The following is a 26,423-nucleotide window of genomic DNA, read 5'->3' as shown; positions in this document are numbered from 1 at the left end:
GGAAACGCCGCCGGGCATAGAGATTGCATATAGTCGCAGCCCGACAGCGCGCCGCCTCCCACTCAGCGCGCCGACGCGCCCTCCTCGGCAAGAGGATCGCCGAGGCGCAGGCGATAGCCGATGCCGAGTTCGTTGCAGATGATCTGCGGCTGCTGCGGATCGGCTTCGAGCTTCTGGCGCAAGGTCCGGACGAGAACACGGAGATATTCGACATGATGCTCATGCTCGGTCGGCCAGACCTCGTTCATGATCTGGTTGTGCGTTATGACCCGGCCGGGGAACCGCGCGAGTTGCGCGAGCACGGCATATTCCTTGGGCGTCAGATGCACCTCCTTGCCCGCCTTGGTCACCGTCCGCGCGATCAAGTCCATCGTCACATCACCCACCGACAGGGTCAGATTCCCGCCGTCACGGGTCAGGCGGTTGCGCAAAGCGACGCGCACGCGCGCCAGCAGTTCGTCGGTGTCGAAGGGTTTGGTCAGATAATCGTCGGCGCCGAGATCGAGCGCCGCGACCTTCTCTTCGGTCGCATCGCGCGCAGACACGACGATCAGGGTCGTATCGGACTGCTGCTTGAAGAGCGGAACCAGCTCGAGCCCGTCGCGGTCGGGCAGCCCGAGATCGAGCAGCGTAATGTCGGGACGCTCTTCACGCAGACGTTCGATCGCCTCGCGCGCATTTTCCGCCTCGACGATCGCATAGTCGGCCCGCGCCAGCGCCGCGTGGATCAGGCGGCGAATGTGGAATTCGTCATCGACGATCAAGACCTTGTGACGCACTTTCATGATATGTCCTTGTCGATCGGATGCGTGATGATCAGCGCGTCGGGGATGCGGATGGTGAAGCAGGCGCCATGCGGCTCGGCATTGTTGCCCGCCTCGACCGACAGCCCCATCGCCTCGGCAAAGCCCTTGACGATGGCGAGGCCAAGCCCGGTGCCGTGCTTCGCGCGGTCGCTTCCTTCGAGACGGGTGAAGGTTTCGAAGACGCGCTTCTCATTCCCGGGCGCGATACCCGGTCCCTGGTCGATGACCGACAACAGGATCGCATCCGCCCTGCGCCGCGCCCGAATGACAATCGGCGTATCGGGATCGGCATAGCGTCCGGCGTTGTCGAGCAGGTTGATCAGGCAATGGTGGAGCAGCACCGGGTCGACGCGGACGAACGGGATATTGGGTGAGATATCGATCTTCACCTCATGGCCGGTCAGCGACGCCCGTGTGTCATGCGCCGCACTCGCCGCGGCGTCGAACAATTCGGTGGCCTCGACCTTCAACGGCAACGCGCCCGCTTCGACGCGCGCCATGTCGAGCAGGTTCGACACGAAGCGGTTGAGGCGGCGCGCTTCGGTCTCGATGGTCTCGGCCAGTTGCGGCGACGGGTGGCGCTGCATTTCCTGCGCCGCCGAGAGGATCGTGGTGAGCGGCGTGCGAAGATCGTGGCTGACCGAGGACAACAGGGCCGAGCGCAAACGGTCGCGCTCGTCCACCTGCCGCGCGTGAAGAGACGCTTCTTCGAGCGCCATGCGGTCGAGCGCGATCGATGCCTGATCGAGCAGGCTCATCAACAGCGGCACCTGGTCGGACCGGATGGGTTCGCGCGCATCGTCACGGGTCATGCCGAGGACGCCGAGCACACCGCGCGTCGTGCGCAGCGGATGGAACAGCCAGTCCGACGCGGTGAGCGTCGACGACCCGCGCCCGGCGGGCTGTTCATTGTCCATCGCCCATTGGGCTGCAGCACGCTCGATCTGCTCGAGCCGGTCTTCGGGCGGCACCGCGGCGCGCAACGTCGGCCCGTCGGCGGACGGCAACAGCAGCGCCGTGCGGACATCGAGCAGACGCCCGACCTCGGCGCAGATCGCATGCATCAGCGTGTCCTGGTCGGGGGCAGCGGTCAGCTGCCGCGAAAAGCTGGCGAGCGCCGCATTCTGGCGCGCGCTCCACTGCGCAAGATCGGCCTGCGCGCGCACCCGCGCGGCAAACTGGCTGGTGACCACCGCGACGCCGAGCAGCACGAGAATGCTGACGACATTTTCCGGATTGTTGACGGTGAGCGTGCCGGTCGGCGGCAGGAAAAAGAAATTATAGGCAAGGCTCGATGCAAGGCCCGCGAACAGCCCGGCGCGCACGCCGAACGTCGCGGCGGCGAACATGACCGGCACCAGATAGAGCAAGGCGATATTGCCGAGGTCGATAGCCGCGAGGAGCAGGCGGCCCAGCGCCGTCATCGCGGCGACCATGATCAGCGACCAGACATAGTCCGCCGGCCGCCCCCAGCGCCCGGGAACGACAAGGCGGCCACGCTGTTGTCCGGACCGCGCGGCAGGCTCGCCGGGCAGCACATGGATGGCGACATCGTCGATCGTCCGGACGAGCTGGTCGACGACCGAGCCATGGCGCATTTCGAACCACCAGGGGCGGCTCGACTTGCCGATGACGATCTGGGTCGCCCGTGCCTCGCCGGCAAAGGCGCGCAGCCCTTCGACGACGCTCGCCGCCGGCACGGTGGCGGTCGAGGCACCGAGCCGCGAGGCGAGCGCGAGCGTGTCGGCAAGCTGCCGCCGATCGTCATCCGACATCGCCTGGCTTCGCCGCGTCTCGATATAGACCGCGGTCCACGGCGCCCGCAGCGCGTCGGCGAGCCGCTTCCCGGCGCGGACGAGTTCGGCGGCGACGGGCAGTTCACTGACCGCAACGACGATCCGTTCGCCGACCGCGAAGCTGCCCGCCAGCGCATTGGCGCGGACATGTTCGAGCATCTGCGCGTCGACCGCCTGCGCGGCGCGGCGGAGCGCCAGTTCGCGCAGCGCGGTCAGGTTGGACTTGGAGAAGAAATGGGTGAGCGCGCGGCTCGCCTCCTGCGGAATATAGACCTTGCCGTCGCGCAGCCGCTCGATCAGCTCGTCGGGTGGAATATCGACCACCTCGATCTCGGCATTTTCCAGGATCGAGTCGGGCACCGTCTCGCGGACACGAACGCGGGTGAAGGAGGCGACGACGTCGTTCAGGCTCTCGACGTGCTGGATGTTGATCGTCGAATAGACGTCGATGCCCGCATCGAGCAGTTCCTCGACATCCTGGTAACGCTTCGGATGCCGGCTGCCCGGCGCGTTCGAATGGGCAAGTTCATCGACGAGCACGAGCCCCGGACGGCGTTCGAGGATCGCGTCGATGTCCATTTCGCCAAGGCTATGTCCCTGATGATCGACGTCGCGGCGCGGGATGATCTCATGGCCGTGGACCAGCGCCTCGGTCTCGCGGCGGCCGTGGGTCTCGACCACGCCGATCACGACATCGACCCCGGCCTCGCGCCGTTGCCGCCCGTCGGTGAGCATCTCCCACGTCTTGCCGACCCCGGGGGCTGCACCCAGAAAGACTTTCAAACGGCCGCGGCCTTCCTGCGCCGCCTGGCGCAGGAAGGCCTCTGGTGATGGTCGATCCTTCTCTGTCACGCGGCGGGTTTAGCGCCAAAAGCATCGAGTCGTCGATTGAGCTCGAACACATTCACGCGCGGCTCGCCGAGAATGCCGAGGAGAGGCTTGTCGACGCTCTGTTCGACCAGCCCGCGGACGGCATCCGGAGCGAGCCCGCGGGCGCTCGCCACCCGGTCGACCTGATAGAAAGCGGCCTCGGGCGTGATGTCCGGATCGAGGCCCGATCCCGATGCGGTCACCATGTCGGACGGAACGGCTTTGCCGGGTTCGGCGGCCTTCAGCTTCTCGACATCGCCTTTGACCCGGTCGATGAGCGCCTGCGACGTCGGCCCGAGGTTCGACCCCGACGATGCCAGGCCGTCATAGCCGTCACCCGCCGCGGAAGGCCGCGTGTTGAAATAGCGCTCCGATGTGAAGGCCTGGCCGACAACGGTCGAGCCGACCACGCGGCCCTTCTCTTCCACGAGGCTGCCATTCGCCTGATTGGGGAAGAGCGCCTGCCCGATGCCGGTGAGCGCCAGCGGGTAAGCGAGCCCGAGGAGCAGCGCGAACAGCAGCGTCATGACGAGCGCCGGACGCAGCGAGCTGATGAAATCCTTGTTCATTGTCATATCCTCAGACGAGACCCAGGCCGCCGACCGCGAGGTCGATCAGCTTGATGCCGACAAAAGGTGCCACGAGGCCGCCAAGGCCGTAGACGGCGAGGTTGCGGGCGAGCAGCGGGCCCGCCCCCATCGGCTTGTAGGTGACGCCTTTCAGCGCCAGCGGCACAAGCAGCGGGATGATCAGCGCGTTAAAAATGATCGCCGACAGGATCGCACTCTCAGGACTGCTCAGCCCCATCACATTGAGCACGCCCAATCCCGGATAGAGCACGATGAACATCGCCGGGATGATCGCGAAATATTTGGCGACATCGTTCGCGACCGAAAAGGTCGTCAGCGCGCCGCGCGTCATCAGCAATTGCTTGCCGAGGCCGACGACCTCGATCAGCTTGGTCGGATCGCTGTCGAGATCGACCATATTGCCCGCCTCGCGCGCCGCCTGCGTGCCGGTGTTCATCGCGACCCCGACGTCGGCTTGCGCAAGCGCCGGGGCGTCGTTGGTGCCATCGCCGCACATCGCGACGAGCCGCCCGCCGGCCTGTTCCTTGCGGATCAGCTCGAGCTTGTCCTCGGGGGTCGCCTGCGCGAGAAAATCGTCGACCCCGGCCTCGGCGGCGATCGCCGCGGCGGTGAGCGGATTGTCGCCGGTGATCATCACGGTGCGAATGCCCATCGCGCGCAGCTCGCCGAAGCGTTCGCGAATGCCCGCCTTGACGATGTCCTTCAGGAAGATCGCGCCGAGCAACTCGCCGTCCTTCGCCACGGCGAGCGGGGTGCCGCCGGCGCGCGCGATTTCGTCGGTGATGCGGCGCAGCTCGGTCGCAGCGGCGGTTGCCCCTGCACCGGGATTTGCCTTGAGGACCGAATCCACGGCGCCCTTCTGGATCACGCTATCGCCAAGCTTGATCCCCGAGATGCGCGTCTGCGCGGTGAACGGGATGATCTCCGCGCCTTCGGGCAGTTCGGTCACCGCCTGGCCGAATTTCTCGCGCGCGAGTGCGGCGATCGAGCGGCCTTCGGGGGTTTCGTCGGCGAGGCTGGCGAGCAGCGCCGCCTCCGAAAGGACAGCCATCGACTGGCCGCCGACCGGACGGAATTCGGTCGCCTGCCGGTCGCCGACGGTGATCGTGCCGGTCTTGTCGAGCAGCAGCACATCGATGTCGCCCGCCGCCTCGACGGCGCGGCCAGACTTGGCGAGCACGTTGAAGCGCACGAGGCGGTCCATGCCCGCGATGCCGATGGCCGAGAGAAGCGCCGCGATCGTCGTCGGGATAAGGGTGATCAACAGCGCCGCGAGGATTGCGACCGGAATGCTGCCGCCCGCATAGTTCGCAAATGCCGGGATCGTGCCGACCGCGATCAGGAAGATGATCGTGAGGCCGACGAGCAGCAGGGTCAGCGCAATTTCGTTCGGGGTCTTCTGCCGCTCGGCGCCTTCGACGAGCGCGATCATCCGGTCGAGGAAGCCCTGCCCCGGATTGACCGTGACCTGGACGCGGATCTCGTCGGAGATCACGCGGGTGCCGGCGGTGACCGCCGAGCGGTCGCCGCCCGCCTCGCGGATCACCGGCGCGCTTTCGCCGGTGATCGCCGCTTCATTGACCGACGCGACACCGCCGACGACTTCGCCGTCCGACGGGATCAGGTCGCCGGTCTCGACGAGCACGACGTCGCCGACCCGGAGCGCGCTGGCGGGAACGCTTTCATAGGCATTCCCGTCGCCCTTCAGCTTCTTGGCGATCAGGTCCGCCTTGGTGGCGCGGAGCGAGGCGGCCTGCGCCTTGCCGCGCCCTTCGGCGAGCGCTTCGGCAAAGGTGCCGAACAGCACGGTCAGCCAGAGCCAGATCACGAGCTGCAGCTTGAAGCCGGTGGCAAGGCCGTCCTGACCGACGGCGAGGAGAACCGTCAGCAAGGTCGCGACTACGGCCGTCGTGAACATCACCGGATTGCGGATCAGTTCCTTCGGATTGAGTTTGCGGAAGGCGTCGCCGATCGCGGGAACGATCAGGTCTGCCGTGAACAATGATTTTTGTACGGACCGAGCCATTTGCATGGATCCTTAAAAGAGCTGGCCGTTGATCATCGCGAGATGATCGGCGATGGGACCGAGCGCGAGGCTGGGCAGGAAGGTCAGGCCGCCGACGATCAGCACGATGCCGATCAGCAAGCCCGTCCACAGCGGCCCGGTGGTGGGGAAGCTGCCCGCCGATTCGGGCGTATATTTCTTCGCCGCCAGGCCTCCCGCGATAGCCAGCATGGGGATGATGATGAAGAAACGGCCGATCCACATCGCGACGCCCAGCATGCCATTATAGAAAGGCGTGTTGGCGGTGAGGCCCGCAAAGGCCGACCCGTTGTTCGCGACCGCGCTGGTGAAGGCGTAGAGGATCTCCGAGAAACCATGCGCCCCCTTGTTGAGCGGCCCGGCCAGCCCCGCCTCGGTGACCGACGCGATCGCGGTGAAGCCGAGGATGATCAGCGGCAAGACCGCGATCGCGAGCACGGCGAGCTTGACCTCGCGCGCCTCGATCTTCTTGCCGACATATTCGGGGGTACGCCCGACCATCAGACCCGCGACGAAGATCGCGAGGATCGCAAAGAGCAGGAAGCCATAGATGCCCGCGCCAACGCCGCCGATGACGACTTCGCCAAGTTGCATGTTGAACAGCGGGATCATCCCGCCGAGCGCGGTGAAGCTGTCGTGCATCGCATTGACCGCGCCGCACGACGCCGCGGTGGTGACGACCGAAAAGAGCGACGAGGCCGCGATGCCGAAGCGAACCTCCTTGCCTTCCATATTGCCGCCGGCGGCGCCAAGCTGGTGAAGGATCGGGTTGCCGGCGGCTTCCTGCCAATAGGTGATGGCGGTGCCAGCAACGAACAGCGTCATCATCGCGGCGAGGATGGCCCAGCCCTGACGCTGGTTGCCCACGGCGCGGCCGAAGGTCCAGGTCAGCCCGACCCCGATCGCGAAGATCGAGAGCATCTGGACGAGGTTGGTGAGTGCGGTCGGGTTCTCGAACGGATGCGCGCTGTTGGCGTTGAAGAAGCCGCCGCCGTTGGTGCCGAGCATCTTGATCGCTTCCTGGCTGGCGACCGGCCCCAGCGCGAGCGTCTGCTTCGCGCCCTCGAGCGTCGTCACGTCGACCGAACCCGCCAGTGTCTGCGGCACGCCGCTCGCGATGTAGAAGATCGCGATGGCAACGCAGAGCGGCAGCAGCAGGTAGAGCGTCACACGCGTCATATCGGCCCAGAAATTGCCGATCGTTTTCATCTCGCGCCTCGCGAAGCCGCGAAACAACGCGAAAGCGAGCGCAATCCCCGTCGCAGCCGAGAGGAAATTGTGAATGGTAAGGCCAAGTATCTGGCTGAGGTTCGACATCGTCGACTCGCCGCCATAGCTCTGCCAGTTGGTGTTTGCGGTGAAACTGATCGCCGTGTCGAACGCGAGATCCGCGCTCGTGCCGTCATGTCCGAGCGGATTGAGCGGCAGCACGCCCTGCAGGCGCAGGATCGCATAGGTGAAGAGCAGCAGCGTCGCATTGAAGATCAGCATATGGACCGCGTAGCGCCGCCACCCCTGCTCTTCGTTCGGGTCGATACCCGACAGGCGGTAAAAGCCGGTTTCGACCGGCCCGAATATGCGGTGCAGGGGCGTCCGTCGCCCCTCGTAGAGCGCGAAGAGCCATTGGCCCACGGGCTTGCAGAACAGGAGCAGGATCGCGACGAACGCGACGATGAGAAACCATCCCTGAAAGGTCATGGGTGCGCCTCCCTTAGAAGCGTTCGGGCCGTGCGAGCACGGCCACGAGATAGAAAAGAAGACCGAGCGCGGTGGCGCCCGCGAGCCAGAGGTCGAGTGTCATCGCCACCTGTCCTTCACGCGTCGTCGCACAGGCGGGCATAGCCAAGGCTTGCCGCGACCAGACAGAGGATGAGGCCGATCCAGAGAAGGTCCTGCATGGGTTTGCTCCAGCATGGCGCCGGCCACGGTGTGTGGCGCGAGTCGTCTGCGGACCGTCAAATAGGAGAGTCGCACGTTTTAATGCGAGAGACCGAAAGGCCGGCTCGCATAGTATTCTCGTATGATTTCTCCGTTTTTCGGGCTGCGACGCACGCGGGACTCGGTTCGCCGCGTCATCCCCCGTCTCCGGACCACGCGAGTGGCAAGAGCACCGGTTGAAAACCATCGCTTCTTTGTCGTCGATGCCGCGATGAACGATTGCGCACCGCGCGGGCGACCTCTTTTTGACTTCTCGATCCCCGCATTACGCCCTACCGCAACCGCACCGCGGGGCGGCAGGGAGGTTTGAATGGCAGACTGGACGGCATGGATCGGGCGCCGGATCGCGCAGCAGGATGTGCTGACGCCCTCGGCGCTCGCGCGGTTCCGCGCGACGATCGACAGCGACGAGATCGGCGACGTCGCTGCGCAGGCAATCCATTGGTGCCTGTGCCTGCCCGACGCGCCGACCGCGACGCTCGGCCCCGACGGCCATCCGCTGCGCGCGGACAATCCCGACAGCTTCATGCCGCCGATCCCGTTGCCGCGCCGGATGTGGGCGGCGAGCGACGTGCGCTTCCATGCCCCGATCGCGGCCGGCGCCGTGATCGCGCGGACCTCGACGCTCGCCGCGATCAAGGAGAAGAGCGGCGCGACCGGCCAACTCGTCTTTGCCGAGGTCGAGCATGAAACGCGCGCCGATGGCGTGCTCGCGGTAAGCGAGCGCCAGACGATCGTCTTCCGCGCGCCCGCACCGGTCGCGGCCCCCGCGCCAGCCCCAGTATCGACGGACGCGCCCGATCTGTCGGCCTGGACATGGCGGCGCGACCTGGTGCCCAGCGAGGCGATGCTGTTCCGCTATTCGGCGCTGACCTTCAACAGCCACCGCATTCACTACGACCTGCCCTATGCCCGCGAGGGGGAAGGCTATCGCGGCCTCGTCGTCCACGGACCGCTGACCGCGACCTTGCTGCTCGACCTCGCCCAGCGCGAACTGGGTGCCAACGCACTGGCGGCGTTCACGATGCGCGCGCAGGCACCGGCCTTTGTCGGTGAGCCGATGCACCTCGTCGGGCGCGCGAAGGATGGCGGCTGGGAAATGGCGGCGATCGGGTCCGATGGACGAACCATCATGGCGGCGGAGGCGAAGGTATGAACGAACTGGTCTTGCGCGAGGACGGGGACGGCGTCGCGACCCTGACGCTCAACCGCGCGACAAAGCGCAACGCGCTCAACCTTGCGCTGTGGGGCGAGCTCGACGCCCATGCCGACGCGATTGCCGCCGCGGGCGATGCAATCGGCGCGGTGGTGCTGCGCGCCGACGGCCCGGTGTTCTGCGCTGGCAACGACCTCAAGGAGCGCGGGATCGAAGCGCCGCGTCCGCATTATCAGGCATCGATCGTCACCAAGCTCGCCAACCTGCCGCAACCACTGATCGTCGCGGTGCAGGGCGGCTGCTTCACCGGCGGCCTCGAACTCGCGCTTGCCGGCGACATCATCGTCGCGGGCGAAAGCGCGCATTTCGCCGATACGCACGGCAAATTCGGGCTGGTACCGATCTGGGGCATGAGCCAACGCCTCCCCCGCCGCGTCGGCGCGTGGAAGGCACGCGAGATGAGCTTCACCGGCCTGCCGGTGAGTGGCGCCGAGGCGGCGCGCATCGGCCTCGCCAATCATTGCGCCGCCGACGTCGATCTGGAGGCAACGACGCGGACGCTGGCCGAGGCGATTGCCGGCCAATCGCGGCACAGCGTCTTTGCGTACAAGAAGCTCTATCGCGAACAGGCGGATTTGCCGTTGGCTGCCGGACTGGCGCATGAGGTGTTCAACAGCGCCGGGGTGGCGCCCGATTTCGCCGAACGGGTGGCGAAGCAGTTTTAGGATCCTCCCCGGAACGGGGAGGATCGGCATCACCCGATCGCCTTGCCCTCCTCGACGCTCGCCCATTGGCGCCCGTCGTGGCCGAACAGGATTTGCGTCCCCGCTACCCGCTGCTGCTGCAAAAACTCCATCGTCCGCAGCCCCGCCTCGCGGTCGACCACCGCTTTTTGCAGCACCATCAGGTCGAGGTTGCGTTCGGTGTAGCAACAGTCCGCCGCGAGCAGCACCTCGCGCCCACTCGGCAGTTTGACGATCACGCTCTGATGTCCCGGTGTGTGACCATAGGTCGGCACGATCCGCACGCTGCCGTCGCCGAACAAGTCGCACTCGCCGTCGATCGCCTTCACCGGCTGGCCGGTGGCATAATCGAGCGCCTCGTACAGCCCCGCCTCCTCGGTCGCCTGCGCGGCCGCGAGTTCGCGCGACTGCACGATCACCGTCGCATTGGGCAGGCTGGCATTGCCGCCGCAATGGTCGATGTGGAGGTGCGAGTTGATGACATAGTCGATGCTGCCGGGGTCGACGTCGATGCTTTTCAGCCGCGCCGCGATCTCCTGCCCCTCGAAAAATTGCAGCCCGAACTTGTTCGGCGGCAGCGCGGTTTCGAGCGTGCGGCGATAGCGCACCCCCATGCCGCTATCGAACAGCGCGCGGCCCTTCGGATGGTCGATCAGATAGGAGGGCACCGGCCCTTTCAGATAGTCGCCCTCCTCGCCTTCGATGAAATAGCCCGGGCGGCACTGGAACCAGCCAGTGTTGAAGGCATAAAGGGTGAGCGTGCCGGTCACTGTTCGCTATATTCCGGGGGGCGCTTGCCGAGGAAGGCGGCGAGCGCTTCCTTGTGATCCTCGGTCGCCGACAGGATCACCTGCTGCCGGTCCTCGATCGCCATCGCGGCGTCGAGGCTCTGCGCATCGATATTGAGATTGAGCGCCTGCTTCGACAGCCGCAGCCCCCAGGGTGCGGTCGCGAGCATTTCGTCAGCCAGCGCGAGCCCGCGGTCGAGCAGCGCCTCTTCTGCGACGATCTCGCTGATCAGCCCGGCGCGCAAAGCCCGCTCGGCGTCGATGAAGCGCCCGGTCAGGATCATCTCCGACGCCAGACTCGCCCCGACAAGGCGCGGCAGAAAATAGCTCGACGCCATGTCGCAGCCGCCAAGCCCGATACGGATATAGGCGGCGTTGCAACGAAAGCTCGGCGTCCCGTAGCGCACATCGGAGGCGAGCAGCAGCGACAGTCCGCCGCCCGCCGCGGCGCCATGGCCGAGCGCGATGATCGGCTGCGGACAGGCGCGCATCTTGCGATAGATGTTGCCGATGCTCGTCTGGGTGCGCAGCGTGCGCAGCACCGGCGTCTCGTCGGTCGAGCGGTCCTCCTGGATATCGAGCCCGGCGCAGAAACCGCGCCCCGCGCCGCGCAGGATGACGACGCGGATCTCCTTGCGATCGGCCAGCCCGCCGAAATAGGCGTTGAGTTCGTCGACCAGCCCTTCGCTGAGCGCATTGAGCCGATCGGGCCGGTTGAGCGTCGCAATCTCCACCTGCCCACGCGTCTCGATCAGCAGCTCGCTCACAGCGTCTGCCCGTCGTCGACGGTGATCACGCTGCCGGTAATGCCGAGCGCCGCGTCGGAGCAGAGCATGAGCAACGGCGTATGAAGGTCGGTCGCGGGACGCATGCGCTGGCGCGGAAAGCTCTTCACCATCTGCGCGCCGACATCGCTGTCGAACAGTTCGGCGGTCATTTCGGATTCGAAATAGCCCGGTTGGATGACATTGACGCTGATCCCGCGCCGCGCCCATTCGCGCGCCAGCGCCTTGCCGAGGTGGCGCACCGCCGCCTTGGTCGCGCCATAGACCGAGGTCGCAGGGAACACCTTCTCGGCGGTGATCGATCCGATCAGGACGATGCGGCCATGCTGCTTCTCGCGGGCCCCCGCCTTGTCGAGCCGCTTGGCACCCTCGGTCGCGGTCAGGAAAACGCCGCGGACATTGGCCGCGAGCAGGAAATCGACGTCGTCGACCGACAGCCCGAAGGCCATCTTCTCGGTAGCGACCCCGGCGTTGGCGACGATCGTGTCGACCGTGCCGAACGCCGCCTCGGCGGCGTCATAAGCCGCAATCGTGGAGGCCTCGTCGGTGACGTCCATCGACACCGCGATCGCCTGCCCGCCCGCAGCCTCGATCGCCGCGACTTGCTCGGCGAGCTTGTCGGCGCGGCGCGCGGCGAGCACGACCTTCGCGCCCGATGCGGCGAGCACCCTCGCGAAACCCGCACCCAGCCCCGACGAGGCCCCGGTGACGAGCGCGACGCGGCCCGTCAGGTCGAACTTGGGTTGCTCCGCCATCGTCTCTCCCTTTCGTTGAACGATCCGGCCTTGGCGCCAATTGACGTTTACGTCAACCAGTCGAACCAATGGCCGCCGTAACGACAAGGGGAGTTGACAGAGTCTGTTTGTTCCCCTAATGTTCCTCTTGTGCACACACAACCTTTCCCCCGTCGCGGCTGCCAAGCGCGGCGGACGGGGGATAAAGGTTCCTCTTTGCCCCCTTTCACGCCAGAGCATTGATCGCGGCGACAAACGGCGTCAGAAGCGGTGCCGTATCTGGCCAAAAAATGCGGGGGCTCGGCATGACATCTTCTTTCGGCATCGCCGGGCATCGGAGCTGAAACGATGCATGCCGTCGAAGCCTTCGAACTTGTCCTCGCTCTCCTGGCCCTCGTCATCGTACTGCACTGGCTGGCGCTCAAGCTCCGCTGGCCGCCGGCAACGGCGTTGCTTGTGGGCGGCGGTGCGCTGGCCTTCATTCCGGGCTTGCCACATATTTCGCTCGACCCCGAACTCGCGCTCGTGCTGTTCCTGCCGCCGCTGCTGATGGACGGCGCCTATTACACCGCGCTCGGGCGCTTCCGGCGCCATCTGCCCGGCATCCTGTCGCTCGCGGTGGGTGCGGTCGTCTTCACCACCCTCGTCGTCGGCGTGGTCGCGCACTGGATTCTACCCGAACTGCCGTGGGCCGCCTGTTTCGCGCTCGGCGCCATCGTTTCGCCGCCCGATGCCGTGTCGGCGCGCGCGGTGCTCAAGGGCGTCCACCTTCCCCGCCGGCTCGAAGCGCTGCTCGAGGGCGAAAGCCTGCTCAACGACGCGACCGGCCTGATCCTCTTCCGCTTCGCGGTCACGGCAACGCTCAGCGGGGTTTTCGACGCCGACGACGCCGTGCAGAGCTTCGCCTTCGTCGCACTCGGCGGCGTGGTCGTCGGTGCCGTGGTCGCCAAGGGCTGGATCATCCTCGCGAAGCGCTTCAGCGATCCGATGCTGATCATGCTGATCACGATCCTGCTCTGCTGGGCCGCCTATATCGCGGGCGAGACCGTCCATGTCTCGGGCGTGATCGCGACGGTCACCGCGGGGCTCGCCATGGGCTGGTACCAGCATGAGATCCTGCCCGCCGCGGTCCGCCTGCGCGCCAATTCGGGATGGCAGATCATGGTCTTCGTCCTCGAAGCGCTGGTGTTCATCCTGATCGGCTTTTCGCTGCGCGACGCGATCGAGCGGATCGGCGGGATCGGCGCGATCCCGGGCAGCTGGGTGACCATGATGGTCGGCGTCGTCCTGACCGTCACCGTCGCGCGCTTCATCTGGATCTTCGCGTCGGAGGCAGTGCTGGAAGCCGCGCGCCGGGTGGGCCTCGAACGCGCGCGACCGCTCGGCTGGCGGCAGGCGACGGTGCTGAGCTGGGCCGGGATGCGCGGCGTCGTGACGCTGGCGGTGCCGCTGACGCTGCCGATGGCGATGCCGGGCCGCGACCTGATGCTGATCTGCGCCTTCGCGGTGATCTTCGTGACGGTGGTCGTCCAGGGATCGAGCCTCGGGCTGCTGATTCGCCGCGTCAAACCAGTCGATGTCGATCCGCCCGCCAAGATGGCGTTGCCCGCCGCCGAAGCCGCGATGGCACGCGCGCGCTTCGCGGTGATCGAGAAACTCGCCTATGACGAGGACGGCACCCTCATCCATCCGATGATGCTCGAGGAGCATCGCAAACGGTTGAATTTCATGGAGCGCTACGAAGCCGATGCCAGCACGACGATGGACGGCTTGCGCGCGCATTTCGACGTGCTGCTTCAGGCCATCGCGGCGGGCCGCGCCGAGCTGATCCGCATCCACCGCGCCGGACTGATCGAGGACGAGGTCCTCCACGAACTGGAACGCGACCTCGACGTCGAGGAACTGGCGATGACGCTCCAGCGCGGCGACTAGAGTGGGTTAGAAGTCGAAACCGGCCTGGGTGTCGGTCTTGCCCGGCGCGGCCTTTCGGGGCGTTGGGGCCGCTTCGATCGAGCCCCCTTCGAGTGCGAGCATATGCGCTTTCGACGTCGATCCTCCAGGGGCTGAAAAACCCCCGATCTTGCCACCGGCGCCGGTCACACGGTGGCACGGCACGATCAGCGGAACCGGGTTGTTCGCCATCGCCTGGCCGACGTCTCGCGCAAATTCGGGACCTGCACCGAGCGCCTTCGCGACCGCGCCATAAGTCGTCGCCTCCCCCATCCGAGCTTGCGGACGAAGGCGTAGACCTGCTCGAAAAAGAGCGACTGTTCGCCCATGTCGACCGGGACCGCCGCGAAGTCGACCCTTTCGCCCGCAAAATAGCGCACCACGGCATCGACCACCGACCGCACCGCCGGCGGCGGTTCGGTCGGCAGCGCCATCGAAAACCGGCGCACCAGCGAACGCTCCGTCTCGTGCGCACTCGCCGCAGGCAGCCGCAGGCTGGAAATCCCTTTGTCGTTCCAGCCGATCGCGGCGAAGCCCGCCGCGGTCTCGAACAGATGATAGTGAACCCGCTTCGTCATGGCCCGGCCGTATATCACCGGACCGTTTCGCGAATGCAATGGCGGCTTCCCCATCGGAGCCGCACAGCCGGCCAGCGTGTGCCGGCCGGCTGTGCGGCAGGATTCCGCCCTACTTCTGGTCAGCGGCGATGGCCCGCTCGCCGAGCGCCGTGACGTCGGCATAGTCGCCCGCCACATGCGCCCGCGCCCGCCCACGAAGCAGCAAATGGCTGATCGCGGGCAAGACGAACAAGGTCAGCAGCGTCGAGGTAATCAAACCGCCGATCACGACGATCGCGAGCGGCTTCTGGACCTCGGCGCCGGTGCCGGTGGCCAGCGCCATCGGAACGAAGCCGATGGCCGGAACGATCCCGGTCATCAGCACGGCGCGAACCCGCTCCATGACGCCTTCATTGATCGCGACGTCGACGGCTTTGCCTTCATCGATGCGCTGGTTGATGCTCGTCATCACAACGAGGCCGTTCAGCACCGTCACGCCCGAAAGCACGATGAAGCCCACCGCGGCCGATACCGAGAAGGGTAACCCCGTGAGCAGGAGCGCAAACACCCCGCCTGCCAAGGCGAGCGGGATCGCCGAATAGACCGCGACCGCCTGCCGCACGCCGCCCAAGGCCATGAACAATATGCCGAAGATCGCGGCAAAGATGATCGGAATGACGATCGACAGGCGCGCCGACGCGGCTTGCAGATTCTCGAACTGCCCGCCCCATTCGATGAAGCTTCCGGTGGGAAGTTTCACCTGCGCGTTCACCTTGTCCTGCGCCTCCGCAACGAAGGATCCGAGGTCGTTGCCGCGGACGTTGGCCTGTACGACGACGCGCCGTTTGCCGTTTTCGCGGCTGACCTGGTTGAGCCCCTCGGAGAAGCTGAACTTGGCGAGTTCGCCGAGCGGCACCGATGCCCGCGGACCCCCCTCACCCGGCAGCAGCACGGGGAGCGCGCCGACTGCATCGAGATCGTCGCGCGTCGCCCGGTCGAGCCGGACGACGATATCGAAACGCCGGTCACCTTCGAACACGATCCCGGCTTCGCGCCCGCCGAGCGCCGCCGCGACCGTGTCGCTGACGTCCCGAAGTGTCAGACCGTAGCGGGCGATGGCATCGCGGTCGAACTGGACATCGAGCACGGGGAAGCCCGCGGTCTGTTCGACCTTCACGTCCGCGGCGCCCGGCACGGTGTTCAGGATCGCCGCCACCTGCTGCGCCGCGCGGCCCATCTCGTCGAGATCGTCGCCATAGAGCTTGATCGCGATATCGCCGCGCACCCCGGCGATCAGTTCGTTGAAACGCAGCTGGATCGGCTGGCTGATCTCGAAGGCGTTGCCGACCAAAGGTTCGAGCTTCTTCTCGACCCGCTCGATCACATCATCTTTCGTACGGACGCCGTCGGGCCAGTCGCCCCGCGGCTTCAGGATGATGAAGGTATCCGACGCGTTCGGCGGCATCGGATCGCTGGCAACCTCTGCCGTGCCCGTTTTCGAATAGATGAAGGCAACCTCGGGCAATGCCGACACTGCTTTTTCGACCTGAAGCTGCATGTCCTGCGACTTGTTCAAGGATGTCGATGGAATGCGGAGCGCCTGCATCGCAAGATTCCCCTCGCCGAGCACCGGAATGAACTCGCTTCCGAGCGTCCCGAACACAAGGATGGCCGCCGCGAACGTCCCGCCGCCCGCACCGATCCACGGCCAGGGGCGCGCGATGACGCGCCCCAGCACGGGCTCGTAACGCTCCTTGACCCAAGCGATCGCCCGGACTTCCTTCTCCGCGACCTTGCCGCGCAGGAGCAGCGCGACCATCGCCGGAACGAAGGTCAGCGATGCGATGAACGCGCCGCCCAAAGCCAGCAACACCGTGATCGCCATCGGCGAGAAGGTCTTGCCCTCGACCCCGGTAAAGGTGAGCAGCGGCACGAACACGAGGAAGATGATCGCCTGGCCGTAGATCGTCGGCTTCACCATTTCGCGTGAGGCTTCGAACACCTCATGCAACCGCTCGCTCAACGAGAGCAATCGTCCTTCATGATGTTGTCGCTCGGCCAATCGCCTGAGACAATTTTCGATGATGATGATCGAGCCGTCGACGATCAGCCCGAAATCGAGCGCGCCGAGGCTCATGAGATTGCCCGACGTGCCGGTGATGTTCATTCCTGTTCCCATGACCAGGAACGAGATCGGGATGACCAAGGTCGCGATGACCGCGGCGCGGAAGTTTCCGAGCAGCCAGAACAACACCGCCGCGACGAGCAACGCGCCTTCGGCAAGGTTCTTTTCGACCGTACCGATCGTCGCGTCGACGAGTTGCGAGCGGTCGAGCACCGGCTTGACGACGATCCCCGGAGGCATCGACCTGGCAACATCCTCGAGGCGTTCGGCCGCCGCCGAGGCCACGATCCGGCTGTTGCCGCCCGCGAGCATCAGGACGGTGCCGACGACCAGTTCCTTGCCGTTTTCGGATGCCGACCCGGTGCGCAGTTCGCCGCCGATCTGCACGGTCGCGACATCGCGAACCATGACGGGCACCCCGCCGCGGTTCGCGACGGTCGCCCGGGAGATTTCGTCGAGGGTTCGAATGCGGCCGTCGGCGCGGACGAGGAAGGCCTCGCCGCCACGTTCGACGAAGTTCGCGCCGACCGAGATATTGGCGCGTTCGAGGGCCTCAGCGAGTTCCGAGAAGGAAATGCCATAGCTCGCCAATTTGGTCGCATCGGGCTGGACGACGAACTGCTTTTCATAACCGCCGATCGAATCGATACCGGCGACCCCCGATACCGAGCGCAGCTGCGGGCGGATCACCCAGTCCTGGACGGTCCGCAGATACCCAAGCTTGGCGACGTCATCGACGAGGATTTCGCCGGTCGGGGTCCTGTAGGAGCCGTCCGGCTGGAAGCCCGGCTTTCCGGCAATCTTGGGATTTTTCGCATTGGCCGTCGGCGCAAAATCGACGGTGTACATCAGCACTTCGCCGAGACCCGTGGAGACCGGACCCATTTGCGGCTCGGCGCCGTCGGGCAAGGTACCCTTGGCCTGGCCCAGCCGCTCCGCAACCTGCTGGCGGGCGAAATAGAGATCGGTATCGTCCTCGAAGATCACCGTGACCTGGCTGAACCCGTTGCGCGAAATCGAGCGCGAGCTCTGCAGTCCCGGGATGCCCGCCATCGCGGTTTCAATGGGGAAGGTGACGAGGCGTTCGATGTCGAGTGGCCCCAGATTGGGTTCGACGGTGTTGATCTGAACCTGTTTGTTGGTGATGTCGGGGACGGCATCGATCGGCAGCTTGAGCAGCTGCGTCAGGCCGTAGGCCGAGATGATGAGGGTGAGGAGAACCACAGCCCAGCGAAAGCGTATCGACGCATCGAGTAGTTTTTCGATCATCTCAATGCTCCGCCTCGCCCTTGCCGATTTCGGCTTTGAGCAGGAAGGCGCCCCCGGTCGCGATGACCGCGCCCGGCTTCACCCCGTCGACGATTTCGATGCGTCCGCCGCCGCGCTTGCCGGTGACCACCGTCGTCGCCTGGAAGCCCTTGGCCGTTTTGACGAACACGACCTCGCGTCCCTCGACCGTCTGCACGGCTTCTTCGGGCAGCGCGATCAGCATGGCATCCGCTGTGCCTTGCGGCTTGATCCGCGCGCGAAGGCCTTGTCCGGGGGTCAGTCCGCCAATGCCTTCGGGAATGAGGACGATCGTCGCCGTCTTGCTCTCGGCGTCGAGGCTCGGGGTAGCCGAGCGCACCACGGCCTTGACGGTCTCACCGCCGAGCAGTTCGATGACCGCCGTATCGCCAGGCCTGATCCGGCGGGCGTCGGCCGCGAGCACCGAGGCGTTGATCTGGATATGGTTGGGATCGGAGACCCGGAACAACTCGGTTCCGGCGAGCACATAGGCACCGAGCTTGGCGTCCGATTTGGTAATCCGCCCCGAAATCAGGCTCGTCACCGCGAGGGTGCGGCCATCGCCCGACACCTTGGCGGCGGCGGCAGCCGATTGCGACCGCCGCGCCTCGGCTTCGGCTTCGGCCAGCGCTGCGGCGGCGGCCTCAAGGTCCTGCTTTGCGGTGATGCGGGCGTCGAACAGCTTCTTTTCGCGCGCATAGGTCGATCGCGCGAGCGCCAGGCGCGCCGTCGCCGAACTCCGCTCGGACGCGATGGCCGCCGCGTCGCGGCTTTCCATCACCGCCACCGATTCACCGGCGCGAACGACGTCGCCAAGGCGGCGATGGATGCGGGTGATCGCTCCGTCGGCGCGCGCCGTCAGCACCGCCTCGCCATCGGGGGTCGATGCGACGACGCCCTGTGCCAATATCTCGGAGGCCAGACCGCCGGCCTGGATCGTCTCGGTGACGATGCCGGCCCCCTTGGCGCGCGCCTCGTCCATCAGGACCAGCCCTTCGACATGGCCTTCCTCTTCCTCCTCGGCGGGAGTCGCCGCGGGTGCGACGGCCGAAGGTGCGGTCGTCGAGCGGCCGATCAAGATGCCGCCGCCACCCAGAACGAGCGCCCCGGCCGCGACGGCGGCCATCAGGCGATATTTGTTTTCGAAGATTTTCATGGTGTAGTCCCCTATTGCGCGTTCGCGCGGCCCAGCGCGGCAAGCGCGCGGGCGCGATCGAGTTCGGCTTCGATGAGTTTGAGATTCGCGCTGGTCAGCGCCTCCTGGGCATCGATCAGTTCGATGAGCGTGAACTTGCCCTGCTGGTATCCGATCTCGGCGACCCGCGCGGCTTCGCTCGCCTGAAACAGGCCGACCCCCGACAGCGCCGACACCCGTTCGTTGGCGGCCGAGAGCATCAGCTCGGCATCGCGCCGCGAGAAGCGGGTATCGAGGCGGGCCTGTGCGAGCTGGGCCTCCGCGGCCTCGCCTTCGGCGCGCGCCGCATCGATATTGCCACGATTGCGATTGAACACCGGCAGCGGGATCGAAACACCAACGATAAACGCCGTGTCCTTGCTTTCGCGAAAGTTCCGCACCCCGCCCGACGCCGTGATGTCGGGAACGCCCTCGGCCTGCGCCTGCCGGACCCGTGCGGAGGCGGCATCGCGCCCGGCGGCGGCAAGCCGCTCGTCGAGGCTCTGTGCATCGGCTGCCAGAGCGGGGGGCGAAAGGATGTCCTGCCGAACGGCCGACAGCTCGGGATCATCGCTGCCGATGAACAGCGCGAGTTTTTGGCGAGCCGACATCAGCTGCGCCATCGTCTTCAGGCTTTCGGCCTTCGCCTCGGCAAGCAGCGCATCGGCGCGCAGCTTGGTCAGCGGCGGATCGCGCCCGACATCGACGAGGGTTTCCGCGATCCGAGCCAGTTCGACCGCCCGCGCGAGAACGCTTTGCGACAGCACCGCCCGGTCTTCCGCCGCGCGGAGTTCGGCATGCGCCACGATGATGTCGTAGGACAGGTCCGCCTCGGCGCTGCGCAGTGAGATTCGGGCCAATTCGCGCTCGGCGGCGGCGACCGCTTTGCGGGCACGCCTTTTGCCGCCAAGCTCGAAGGGCTGCGAGACCGCAACCGTAGTTTCGGTCTGGCCAAAGGCCCGATAGGGTCCGGTGCCGCTGAAATTCTCGACTTCGGCGGATATGGTGGGGTTTGGACGCACGCCAGCCTGCGTCGCGCGGCCTTCGGCCGCCTTCAGCTCGGCCTTGGCTCTGGCAATCCGCGGTGAGGCCTCTTGTCCGCGCACCAAGGCGTCGGACAGCGAGACAGGTTCGGCCAATGCCGGTTGAACCGACATAGCCAGCATCCCTGCAAACAGCAGGATGCCCGATGATTTCGACATAAATACTCCCGATCAATGCGTGGAGCGCAGGCGAAATGCCCGCGCGAAGCAGTGATCAGGCGGCGGGAGGTTGGGTTGGTGGCGCGATGCTGCGCGATGCGAGCGCCACGGCGAGGCGCGGCAGATGCACCTCGCGTGCGTGCGGCCCCGACGCGGACGCCAGGCCTTCGTCCGCGACAAGGCCGGTCGGACAATGATGATGATGCACCACTTCGCCGCCGCTTTCGGTCGGCGAATTGTCGTCGCGAACCGCGTCATCCGACGGTTCCACAAAGTCATGGTGATGGCCGACGATGCCCGACGCCGCCACATTGTCATCCGCCATGGCACGCGTGTCCATGCCCGCCATCAGCGCCGCGATGAGCAACAGGAACTGGATCAGGGCCTTCCGCATCGCCCGCCAACTAACAGTCGAGTAAGAGACAGGCAAGCTGGCGATCATCGCGCCCCCGGTCGCACATAGGGCTGCAAATCGTCGGGCACCGTCATCGGCACGAACGCGCTGACAAGGGCGCGGCCGGTGTTGCCGACGGGCAGCCGGCCCGTGAGCGCGCCGAGCGGGACCAGCATGATGCGCAGCAACTGCCCGAATATCTCGCGCGTGTCGCCCCGCGAGACTGCGAAGCTCAGCATTTCGAAATGCGAGGAGATATGCAACCGAAACAGGGGCCGGGCGATGATATGGGCACGCTCGAGATACCGCCAGCAGGCGGCCCAATCGCGATCCCGGCGTGCGCGCCGAAAATGATCGATCTCGTGGCGATATGCGCCGTGCCGCTCCTCCGCGGTACGGGTCGCACGCGAGGCCCCTGAGCCTCCTGCGGAGCGATGGTCTGGCATCATATTGCACCGATGTTGTTCGAGTCGGCGCCTTCCCTACACCCTGTAGCTGCTACAGGGTCAAGCCGGATCGAACGACCAGCTTGGCGGCGGCGTGATGCAACGGATGCCGTCCCGGCCTATATTTTCCCCGAAACGGTCGCGACCCGCAGCGCGAGCCCGACGCGACACACTGGCGCTTCGACGTCGTGCTGCTCGGTTGAACAGATTTGGGGGTAAGCGACGATCCGTGGAACAGCGGCGCGCGCATCAGAACCAGGCCTTGATCCCCATCACGAAACTGACGCCGCTCGCATCCTCGCCTGCGGCGCGGGCGAAGCGGGCGCTGTCGCCGACCTTGCGCGCCCATTCGACGCCGACATAGGGGGCGAATTCCTTGACCACCTCATAGCGGAGCCGCAGGCCGAGTTCGACGTCGGAGAGCCCCGAACCGATCCCGCTTTCGGGCACGTCCTGCGCCGCGAAATTGACCTCGGCCATCGGCTGGAGGATCAGCTTCTGGGTCAGGCGCTGGTCGTAACTCGCTTCGAGGCGGGCGAGCAGGTCGCCCTTGTTCGACAGGAACAGCGCCCCCTCAACCTCGAACCAATAGGGCGCAAGCCCCTCGAAGCCGATCGTGGCATAGGTCCGGTCGGGGCCGTGGCCAAAGTCCTGGCGAACCCCCGCCTGCGCGTTGAAATAGGGGCCGATCGCGCGGCTGTAGAGCGCCTGGACCTCGCCGCTTTCGATGCCTTCGCCGAACACCGCCTCGCCTTCGCTCTTCACCGTCAGGCGGTGGATGTCGCCGCCGTACCAGCCCTCGCCCTCCCAGCGAAAGCCGTCGCGCCCCTTGCGCGCCTGATATTCGGCAAGGTTCAGGCTGACGAAGGCGATCGTCTGGTCGCCGCCCTCCTTCATCATCTCGTGGCGCGAATGCTCCATCGCGCCGCCCGGAAAGATGCGATCGGCGTACCAGTCGGTCGGTGGCGGGGGCGCCGGCGCGTCGCCGGGCGGCAGGTCGGTGCCGCTGGCACCGCCCGCCGCATCGGGCGCCGGCGCCTTCGGCGTGCAGTGCCCCATGCTCGCATGCTCGGGCGGGCAGTCGGGATCGGACGGCGCCGGCAAGCCATGATCCATCGCTTCCATGCCCGGCATTTCCGCATCGGGCGTGCAATGACCCATCGCGGCATGGTCGGGCGGGCAGGCTGGCGCCTTGGCGGCGGGTTTGGTCGCCGGTGCGGGCGCCGCCGACCCATGCATCGAATGATCCATCGACTGCGCCGCCGCCGGAACCGCGAAAACCAGCGGCGCGATGCCCGAAAGCAGCAGGGCGAGCCGGGTCATGCGGCCTCTCCCTTCGGGCGGACGCTGACGACGCGCATCATGCCGGCGTGCATATGGTAAAGGAGGTGGCAGTGGAACGCCCAGTCGCCGAGCGCGTCGGCGGTGAAATCGAAACTCGCCGTCCCGCCCGGCTGAACCAGCACCGTATGCTTGCGCGGCGAGCGATCGCCCTTCCCCGTCACCAGCTCGAAGAAATGGCCGTGCAGGTGGATCGGGTGGCTCATCATCGAATCGTTGATCAGGTTGATCCGCACCCGCTCGCCCTCGATGAAGGGGATCGGCTCATGATGGTCGGACATCTTCACCCCGTCGAACGACCACATGAAGCGTTCCATGTTGCCGGTCAGGTGGATGTCGAGCGAGCGCGAGGCCGCGCGAATGTCAGGGTTCCGCTCCAGCGCGATCAGGTCGTGATAGGTCAAAACCTGATGCCCGACATCCTCCAGCCCCTGCCCCGGCTCGCCCATGCGATCGACGGGCATCGGCGAGATCGACTGGACGCTCGGGTCGCGCCTGACCTGCGGCGCGACGTCGAAGTCGCGCATGCTGTGCTTCATGCCGCCGGCGCCATGTCCCATGGCGGCATGGTCCGGCGCCGCGCCGTCGGCGGGCGCGGGAGTACAATGGCCCATCGCGGCATGTTCGGGTGCGCACGCCGCATCGCGGCCGGTGGCGCCGCCCCCGCCCATGTCCATGCCCATGTCCTTCATCGTGGCAAGCGGACGGGCGCGCAGCGGCGGCACCTCGGCGACCATGCCCGCACGCGGCGCCAGGGTGGCGCGGCCCAGGCCCGACCGGTCGTTGGCCTCGGCCACCAGCGTATAGGCGCGGTCCTCGACCGGGGTGACGATCACATCATAGGTTTCGGCGACGGCAATCTGGAATTCGTCGATCTCGACCGGCACGATATTGAGGCCGTCGGCCTGGACGACGGTCATCCTGAGGCCCGGAATCCGGATATTGAAGATCGACATCGCCGAGGCGTTGATGATGCGCAGCCGCACGCGCTCGCCCGGGTTGAACAATGCGGTCCAGTTGTCGCGCGGCCCGTGGCCGTTGACGAGGAAGCTGTAGGTCGAGCCGTTGACGTCGGCAATGTCGGTCGGGTCCATTCGCATCGCGCCCCACGCGATCCGGTCCTTGAGCGGCTGGTCCTTGCCTTCCAGCAGCCCGCCCAGCGTCTGGCGCTGGTGGTTGAAGTGGCCGGGATTGACCTTGAGCTTGCGATAGATCGCCTCGGGCGACAGCGGACTGTGGTCCGACAGGACGATGACATGCTCGCGGTCGGATGCGATGGGGTCGGCGCCCGCCGGATCGATGACGATCGGTCCATAATGACCGATCTGTTCCTGAAGACCCGAATGGCTGTGATACCAATAGGTCCCCGACTGGACGACCGGGAATTCATAGACGAAGGTCGATTTGGGCTTGATGCCCGGAAAGCTGACCCCCGGCACACCGTCCATGTGAAAGGGCAGGATCAGCCCGTGCCAGTGGATCGAGCTGTCCTCATCGAGGTCGTTGACCACGGTCAGGCGCGCCTGCTGCCCCTCCTTCAGGCGGACGAGCGGCGCGGGAACGGTGCCGTTGATGCCGATCGCGCGGCTGACCTTGCCGTCGACCCGCATCGTCTGGCGCGCGATGCGCAGCGTGATATCGCTGCCCGACACGGTGGGCAGTGTCGACGCGATGCCGGGCGAGACCGGCTGCGCCCAGGCCGGAAACCACGATGCGAGCGCGGCCGCGGTTCCGCCACCCAATGCTCCGCTCACGAAACGACGCCTGTTAATCTGCATGATCTTCCTGATGGTTGCCGACTGTCTGCAATATCATACGCAGGGGATGCCGACGCCCCTTGTCGCTGCCGGCTTTTTGCGGACCGGCGGCGCGCTTGTCCACGCAAGCCTAGCCCTCGCCCCCTTCGAGCAACGCGCGGAGCCTGCCGCGCGCGCGGTAAAGCCGCGTTTCGACCGTCTTTTCGCTGACCGCCAGCAGCACCGCGGTCTCCGCCTGGCTGAGGTCCTCGACCCCGCGCAGCACCAGCACCTCGCGCAGATTGTGGGGCAGCGCCGCCATCGCGGCGCGGACGCGCGCGAGTTCGGCCCGGTTTTCCGCCTCGACATCGGGGGCGGGCGCGTCGATCGCCACGTCATGCGCGCTGTCGAGCGGCAGCGCGCGCGCGAAAAAGGCCCGCACCGCGCGCCGCCGCGCCCAGTCGCGGCACTTGTTGAGCGCGATCCGCGAAATCCACAGGCGAAAGGGCCGCTCGCGATCGTAACGCGACAGCGCGGCAAAGCCCGCGACGAAGCTTTCCTGGGTCAGGTCCATCGCCTCGTCGGCATCGCCGACATGGCCGCGGATCAGGCGAAAGACCGGCGCCTTGTAGCGGGCCAGAAATTCGCGATAGACATCCTGCCGCCCGGCGTCGGCGAGCGCGGCGAGTTCGCCATCGCTACATTGCGACAGGTCGAGCGTCACCGCGCATCGGCGGTCAGCGCCTTGGCCACGCGCTTGTCGAACATTGCCGCCTGCTCGCGGTCGAGCACCTGGCGCATCGCGAACAGGTGCTGGAGCGTTTCCTTTTGCAGGTCGCCCATCACCTCATGCGTCTCGTCGATCGCCTGGGTAACCTGCGGTCCATAGCCATGCTCGGCGTCGATCGCCTGCGCCAGCCGGATGTTGGCGGCGCGCATCTCAAGCTCGAGCGCATCGCGCCGCGCGGCGAACCGGGCCTCGATCAGGTGGATCTTCTTTTCCTGATCGGCGGACAGTTTCAGTTCGCGGTGCAGCAACGCGTGCAATTCGGTCTCGTTCGCGCGCGGCGCATCGACGAGTATCCGGCCGACGAACACACCCGCCATCGCCGCCAGAAAGGCGATCAGGCCAATGATGAGCAACCGGCGCGAAGCCATCGTCAACGCACGTCCAGCAAGGTCGACGGCGCCAGCGGACTCGCCGGAACCAGCGGCGTCAGCGGGCTGGCGGCAACCGCGGGCGGCACGAACAGGCTGCCCGCGGCGATGCCGCCGCCGAGCGAGACGAACGCCGCGAGCGCGATCGTCCGCCGCATCGCGGCGGTCTCGCGGCGGCGCGCGGCCAGCATCTGCAGCACGCGGTCGTCGAGCGCGTCCAGCGCGGCGGGCATCGCCGCCGCATTCAATATCCGAAGTTCGTCGTCCATCGGCTTTCCGCCAATCCTTTCAAAAGGACTATACGCGCGCCCGCGCCCTACCCCTCAACCGCCGCCCACCGCGAAAACTCTATTTTCCCGAGGGGGAACCCAACCGGGCTGCGTAATAGCCAAGACGAACATGCAATTGGAGTTTTTTATGACCAAGTGGTTCCCCCTTCACCTCGCCGCCGCGATCGCGCTGCTGTCGGCGCCCGGTGCCGCGCTGGCGCACACCAAGCTCGTCGGTTCGACGCCGAGCGCGAACAGCACCGTGTCGAAGGTGACTTCGGTCCAACTGAAGTTCAGCGAAAAACTGATCGCCTCGACCGTGAAGGCCGAACTGGTGATGACGGGCATGTCCGGCATGAAGGATCATCCGCCGATGAAAATCGCCTTCACCTCGGCGATCGGCAAGGACGGCAAGTCGATGACGCTGCAGCCGAAACGCGCGCTCGTTCCCGGCACCTATACGGTCAAATGGTCGGCGGCCGGTGCCGACACGCACCGCATGGGCAGCGAATTCAGCTTCACGGTGAAATAGGC

The 26,423-nt window shown here is 66.3% G+C and carries 25 protein-coding genes; 4 read left to right on the top strand and 21 right to left on the bottom strand.

Features of this window, described 5'->3' with window-relative positions:
* Nucleotides 1–62: 62 nt before the first annotated feature.
* From AC07U1_RS11135 to AC07U1_RS11110, 6 genes are read right to left on the bottom strand one after another with little or no spacing between them, the layout of a single operon-like run.
* Complete coding sequence (locus AC07U1_RS11135; RefSeq protein ID WP_187141846.1) at nucleotides 63–785, bottom strand: response regulator; 723 nt, start codon at nucleotides 783–785, stop codon at nucleotides 63–65.
* Nucleotides 782–3,454 (bottom strand): DUF4118 domain-containing protein, encoded by a 2,673-nt coding sequence (locus tag AC07U1_RS11130; RefSeq protein WP_495176477.1) that lies wholly within the window; start codon nucleotides 3,452–3,454, stop codon nucleotides 782–784. Before AC07U1_RS11130 ends, AC07U1_RS11135 begins: the two co-directional genes overlap by 4 nt.
* Nucleotides 3,451–4,041, bottom strand: coding sequence for a potassium-transporting ATPase subunit KdpC (gene kdpC, locus AC07U1_RS11125; protein WP_495176478.1), 591 nt, complete (start codon nucleotides 4,039–4,041; stop codon nucleotides 3,451–3,453). Before kdpC ends, AC07U1_RS11130 begins: the two co-directional genes overlap by 4 nt.
* Nucleotides 4,042–4,051: 10 nt before the next feature.
* Nucleotides 4,052–6,088, bottom strand: coding sequence for a potassium-transporting ATPase subunit KdpB (kdpB, locus tag AC07U1_RS11120; protein WP_495176479.1), 2,037 nt, complete (start codon nucleotides 6,086–6,088; stop codon nucleotides 4,052–4,054).
* 12 nt (nucleotides 6,089–6,100) lie between these two features.
* Nucleotides 6,101–7,804, bottom strand: coding sequence for a potassium-transporting ATPase subunit KdpA (gene kdpA / locus AC07U1_RS11115; protein WP_495176480.1), 1,704 nt, complete (start codon nucleotides 7,802–7,804; stop codon nucleotides 6,101–6,103).
* Between the two features lie 13 nt (nucleotides 7,805–7,817).
* On the bottom strand, nucleotides 7,818–7,907 hold the full coding sequence (locus AC07U1_RS11110) for a potassium-transporting ATPase subunit F (protein WP_056347272.1): 90 nt from the start codon (nucleotides 7,905–7,907) through the stop codon (nucleotides 7,818–7,820).
* A 447-nt stretch (nucleotides 7,908–8,354) separates the two neighbouring features.
* On the opposite strand from AC07U1_RS11110, the gene AC07U1_RS11105 reads away from it, so the two are divergent.
* Together AC07U1_RS11105 and AC07U1_RS11100 are read left to right on the top strand one after the other, a co-directional pair.
* Complete coding sequence (locus tag AC07U1_RS11105) at nucleotides 8,355–9,200, top strand: HTD2 family dehydratase (RefSeq protein ID WP_495176481.1); 846 nt, start codon at nucleotides 8,355–8,357, stop codon at nucleotides 9,198–9,200.
* The gene (locus AC07U1_RS11100; protein ID WP_495176482.1) at nucleotides 9,197–9,925 is read left to right on the top strand and encodes an enoyl-CoA hydratase/isomerase family protein; all 729 of its coding nucleotides are present in this window, start codon (nucleotides 9,197–9,199) and stop codon (nucleotides 9,923–9,925) included. The genes AC07U1_RS11105 and AC07U1_RS11100 overlap by 4 nt, the downstream gene beginning before the upstream one ends.
* 29 nt (nucleotides 9,926–9,954) lie before the next feature.
* On the opposite strand, the gene AC07U1_RS11095 is transcribed toward AC07U1_RS11100, so the two are convergent.
* The 3 genes from AC07U1_RS11095 to AC07U1_RS11085 are packed head-to-tail and all read right to left on the bottom strand — an operon-like array spanning nucleotide 9,955 to nucleotide 12,271.
* Entirely contained in the window at nucleotides 9,955–10,713 is a 759-nt protein-coding gene (locus AC07U1_RS11095) for an N-acyl homoserine lactonase family protein (protein WP_495176483.1), read from the bottom strand.
* Nucleotides 10,710–11,498 carry an enoyl-CoA hydratase/isomerase family protein gene (locus tag AC07U1_RS11090; protein WP_495176484.1) on the bottom strand — a complete coding sequence of 263 codons (789 nt, stop codon included), beginning with the start codon at nucleotides 11,496–11,498 and terminating at the stop codon, nucleotides 10,710–10,712. Before AC07U1_RS11090 ends, AC07U1_RS11095 begins: the two co-directional genes overlap by 4 nt.
* The gene (locus AC07U1_RS11085; RefSeq protein WP_056346555.1) at nucleotides 11,495–12,271 is read right to left on the bottom strand and encodes an SDR family NAD(P)-dependent oxidoreductase; all 777 of its coding nucleotides are present in this window, start codon (nucleotides 12,269–12,271) and stop codon (nucleotides 11,495–11,497) included. The genes AC07U1_RS11090 and AC07U1_RS11085 overlap by 4 nt, the downstream gene beginning before the upstream one ends.
* Before the next feature lie 327 nt (nucleotides 12,272–12,598).
* On the opposite strand from AC07U1_RS11085, the gene AC07U1_RS11080 reads away from it, so the two are divergent.
* Nucleotides 12,599–14,182, top strand: a complete 1,584-nt coding sequence (locus AC07U1_RS11080) for a Na+/H+ antiporter (RefSeq protein WP_495176485.1) — start codon at nucleotides 12,599–12,601, stop codon at nucleotides 14,180–14,182.
* Between the two features lie 6 nt (nucleotides 14,183–14,188).
* On the opposite strand, the gene AC07U1_RS11075 is transcribed toward AC07U1_RS11080, so the two are convergent.
* From AC07U1_RS11075 to AC07U1_RS11020, 12 genes are all read right to left on the bottom strand, one after another.
* On the bottom strand, nucleotides 14,189–14,473 hold the full coding sequence (locus tag AC07U1_RS11075) for a methylated-DNA--[protein]-cysteine S-methyltransferase (protein ID WP_495176486.1): 285 nt from the start codon (nucleotides 14,471–14,473) through the stop codon (nucleotides 14,189–14,191).
* Entirely contained in the window at nucleotides 14,368–14,778 is a 411-nt protein-coding gene (locus AC07U1_RS11070) for a hypothetical protein (protein ID WP_495177488.1), read from the bottom strand. The genes AC07U1_RS11075 and AC07U1_RS11070 overlap by 106 nt, the downstream gene beginning before the upstream one ends.
* A gap of 109 nt (nucleotides 14,779–14,887) precedes the next feature.
* Entirely contained in the window at nucleotides 14,888–18,151 is a 3,264-nt protein-coding gene (locus AC07U1_RS11065) for an efflux RND transporter permease subunit (RefSeq protein ID WP_495176487.1), read from the bottom strand.
* A 1-nt stretch (nucleotide 18,152) separates the two neighbouring features.
* Complete coding sequence (locus AC07U1_RS11060) at nucleotides 18,153–19,325, bottom strand: efflux RND transporter periplasmic adaptor subunit (protein ID WP_492740406.1); 1,173 nt, start codon at nucleotides 19,323–19,325, stop codon at nucleotides 18,153–18,155.
* Nucleotides 19,326–19,336: 11 nt separating this feature from the next.
* Nucleotides 19,337–20,500: a TolC family protein gene (locus tag AC07U1_RS11055; protein ID WP_495176488.1), complete on the bottom strand. Its 1,164-nt coding sequence runs from the start codon at nucleotides 20,498–20,500 to the stop codon at nucleotides 19,337–19,339.
* A gap of 100 nt (nucleotides 20,501–20,600) precedes the next feature.
* Nucleotides 20,601–20,939, bottom strand: a complete 339-nt coding sequence (locus AC07U1_RS11050; protein WP_495176489.1) for a hypothetical protein — start codon at nucleotides 20,937–20,939, stop codon at nucleotides 20,601–20,603.
* 44 nt (nucleotides 20,940–20,983) lie between these two features.
* Nucleotides 20,984–21,385, bottom strand: coding sequence for a DUF3703 domain-containing protein (locus tag AC07U1_RS11045; RefSeq protein WP_495197734.1), 402 nt, complete (start codon nucleotides 21,383–21,385; stop codon nucleotides 20,984–20,986).
* Between the two features lie 249 nt (nucleotides 21,386–21,634).
* The gene (locus AC07U1_RS11040) at nucleotides 21,635–22,708 is read right to left on the bottom strand and encodes a copper resistance protein B (RefSeq protein WP_495176491.1); all 1,074 of its coding nucleotides are present in this window, start codon (nucleotides 22,706–22,708) and stop codon (nucleotides 21,635–21,637) included.
* Nucleotides 22,705–24,504: a copper resistance system multicopper oxidase gene (locus AC07U1_RS11035; protein WP_495176492.1), complete on the bottom strand. Its 1,800-nt coding sequence runs from the start codon at nucleotides 24,502–24,504 to the stop codon at nucleotides 22,705–22,707. The genes AC07U1_RS11040 and AC07U1_RS11035 overlap by 4 nt, the downstream gene beginning before the upstream one ends.
* Before the next feature lie 109 nt (nucleotides 24,505–24,613).
* Entirely contained in the window at nucleotides 24,614–25,186 is a 573-nt protein-coding gene (locus tag AC07U1_RS11030; protein WP_495176493.1) for an RNA polymerase sigma factor, read from the bottom strand.
* The gene (locus tag AC07U1_RS11025) at nucleotides 25,183–25,620 is read right to left on the bottom strand and encodes a periplasmic heavy metal sensor (protein WP_495177460.1); all 438 of its coding nucleotides are present in this window, start codon (nucleotides 25,618–25,620) and stop codon (nucleotides 25,183–25,185) included. The genes AC07U1_RS11030 and AC07U1_RS11025 overlap by 4 nt, the downstream gene beginning before the upstream one ends.
* Before the next feature lie 2 nt (nucleotides 25,621–25,622).
* A complete protein-coding gene (locus AC07U1_RS11020; protein WP_495176494.1) occupies nucleotides 25,623–25,889 on the bottom strand; it encodes a hypothetical protein in 267 nt (88 codons plus the stop codon).
* Between the two features lie 148 nt (nucleotides 25,890–26,037).
* On the opposite strand from AC07U1_RS11020, the gene copC reads away from it, so the two are divergent.
* Complete coding sequence (gene copC, locus AC07U1_RS11015) at nucleotides 26,038–26,421, top strand: copper homeostasis periplasmic binding protein CopC (protein WP_495176495.1); 384 nt, start codon at nucleotides 26,038–26,040, stop codon at nucleotides 26,419–26,421.
* The last annotated feature ends 2 nt before the right edge of the window (nucleotides 26,422–26,423 follow it).

This window comes from Sphingopyxis sp. GW821-FHT02C12 (genome assembly GCF_059421785.1).
This window is presented reverse-complemented; position numbering and strand designations above follow the sequence as displayed.

Coding starts and splice junctions, on each gene's coding strand:
- AC07U1_RS11045 (WP_495197734.1), bottom strand. CDS start 21,385: ATGCCAGACCATCGCTCCGCAGGAGGCTCAGGGGCCTCGCGTGCGACC.
- AC07U1_RS11035 (WP_495176492.1), bottom strand. CDS start 24,504: ATGCAGATTAACAGGCGTCGTTTCGTGAGCGGAGCATTGGGTGGCGGA.
- AC07U1_RS11055 (WP_495176488.1), bottom strand. CDS start 20,500: ATGTCGGTTCAACCGGCATTGGCCGAACCTGTCTCGCTGTCCGACGCC.
- AC07U1_RS11065 (WP_495176487.1), bottom strand. CDS start 18,151: ATGATCGAAAAACTACTCGATGCGTCGATACGCTTTCGCTGGGCTGTG.
- AC07U1_RS11080 (WP_495176485.1), top strand. CDS start 12,599: ATGCATGCCGTCGAAGCCTTCGAACTTGTCCTCGCTCTCCTGGCCCTC.
- AC07U1_RS11110 (WP_056347272.1), bottom strand. CDS start 7,907: ATGACACTCGACCTCTGGCTCGCGGGCGCCACCGCGCTCGGTCTTCTT.
- kdpC (WP_495176478.1), bottom strand. CDS start 4,041: ATGAACAAGGATTTCATCAGCTCGCTGCGTCCGGCGCTCGTCATGACG.
- AC07U1_RS11100 (WP_495176482.1), top strand. CDS start 9,197: ATGAACGAACTGGTCTTGCGCGAGGACGGGGACGGCGTCGCGACCCTG.
- kdpA (WP_495176480.1), bottom strand. CDS start 7,804: ATGACCTTTCAGGGATGGTTTCTCATCGTCGCGTTCGTCGCGATCCTG.
- AC07U1_RS11135 (WP_187141846.1), bottom strand. CDS start 785: ATGAAAGTGCGTCACAAGGTCTTGATCGTCGATGACGAATTCCACATT.
- AC07U1_RS11060 (WP_492740406.1), bottom strand. CDS start 19,325: ATGAAAATCTTCGAAAACAAATATCGCCTGATGGCCGCCGTCGCGGCC.
- AC07U1_RS11050 (WP_495176489.1), bottom strand. CDS start 20,939: ATGCGGAAGGCCCTGATCCAGTTCCTGTTGCTCATCGCGGCGCTGATG.
- kdpB (WP_495176479.1), bottom strand. CDS start 6,088: ATGGCTCGGTCCGTACAAAAATCATTGTTCACGGCAGACCTGATCGTT.
- AC07U1_RS11105 (WP_495176481.1), top strand. CDS start 8,355: ATGGCAGACTGGACGGCATGGATCGGGCGCCGGATCGCGCAGCAGGAT.
- AC07U1_RS11025 (WP_495177460.1), bottom strand. CDS start 25,620: ATGGCTTCGCGCCGGTTGCTCATCATTGGCCTGATCGCCTTTCTGGCG.
- AC07U1_RS11070 (WP_495177488.1), bottom strand. CDS start 14,778: ATGACGAAGCGGGTTCACTATCATCTGTTCGAGACCGCGGCGGGCTTC.
- AC07U1_RS11085 (WP_056346555.1), bottom strand. CDS start 12,271: ATGGCGGAGCAACCCAAGTTCGACCTGACGGGCCGCGTCGCGCTCGTC.
- copC (WP_495176495.1), top strand. CDS start 26,038: ATGACCAAGTGGTTCCCCCTTCACCTCGCCGCCGCGATCGCGCTGCTG.
- AC07U1_RS11075 (WP_495176486.1), bottom strand. CDS start 14,473: ATGGGGGAGGCGACGACTTATGGCGCGGTCGCGAAGGCGCTCGGTGCA.
- AC07U1_RS11040 (WP_495176491.1), bottom strand. CDS start 22,708: ATGACCCGGCTCGCCCTGCTGCTTTCGGGCATCGCGCCGCTGGTTTTC.
- AC07U1_RS11020 (WP_495176494.1), bottom strand. CDS start 25,889: ATGGACGACGAACTTCGGATATTGAATGCGGCGGCGATGCCCGCCGCG.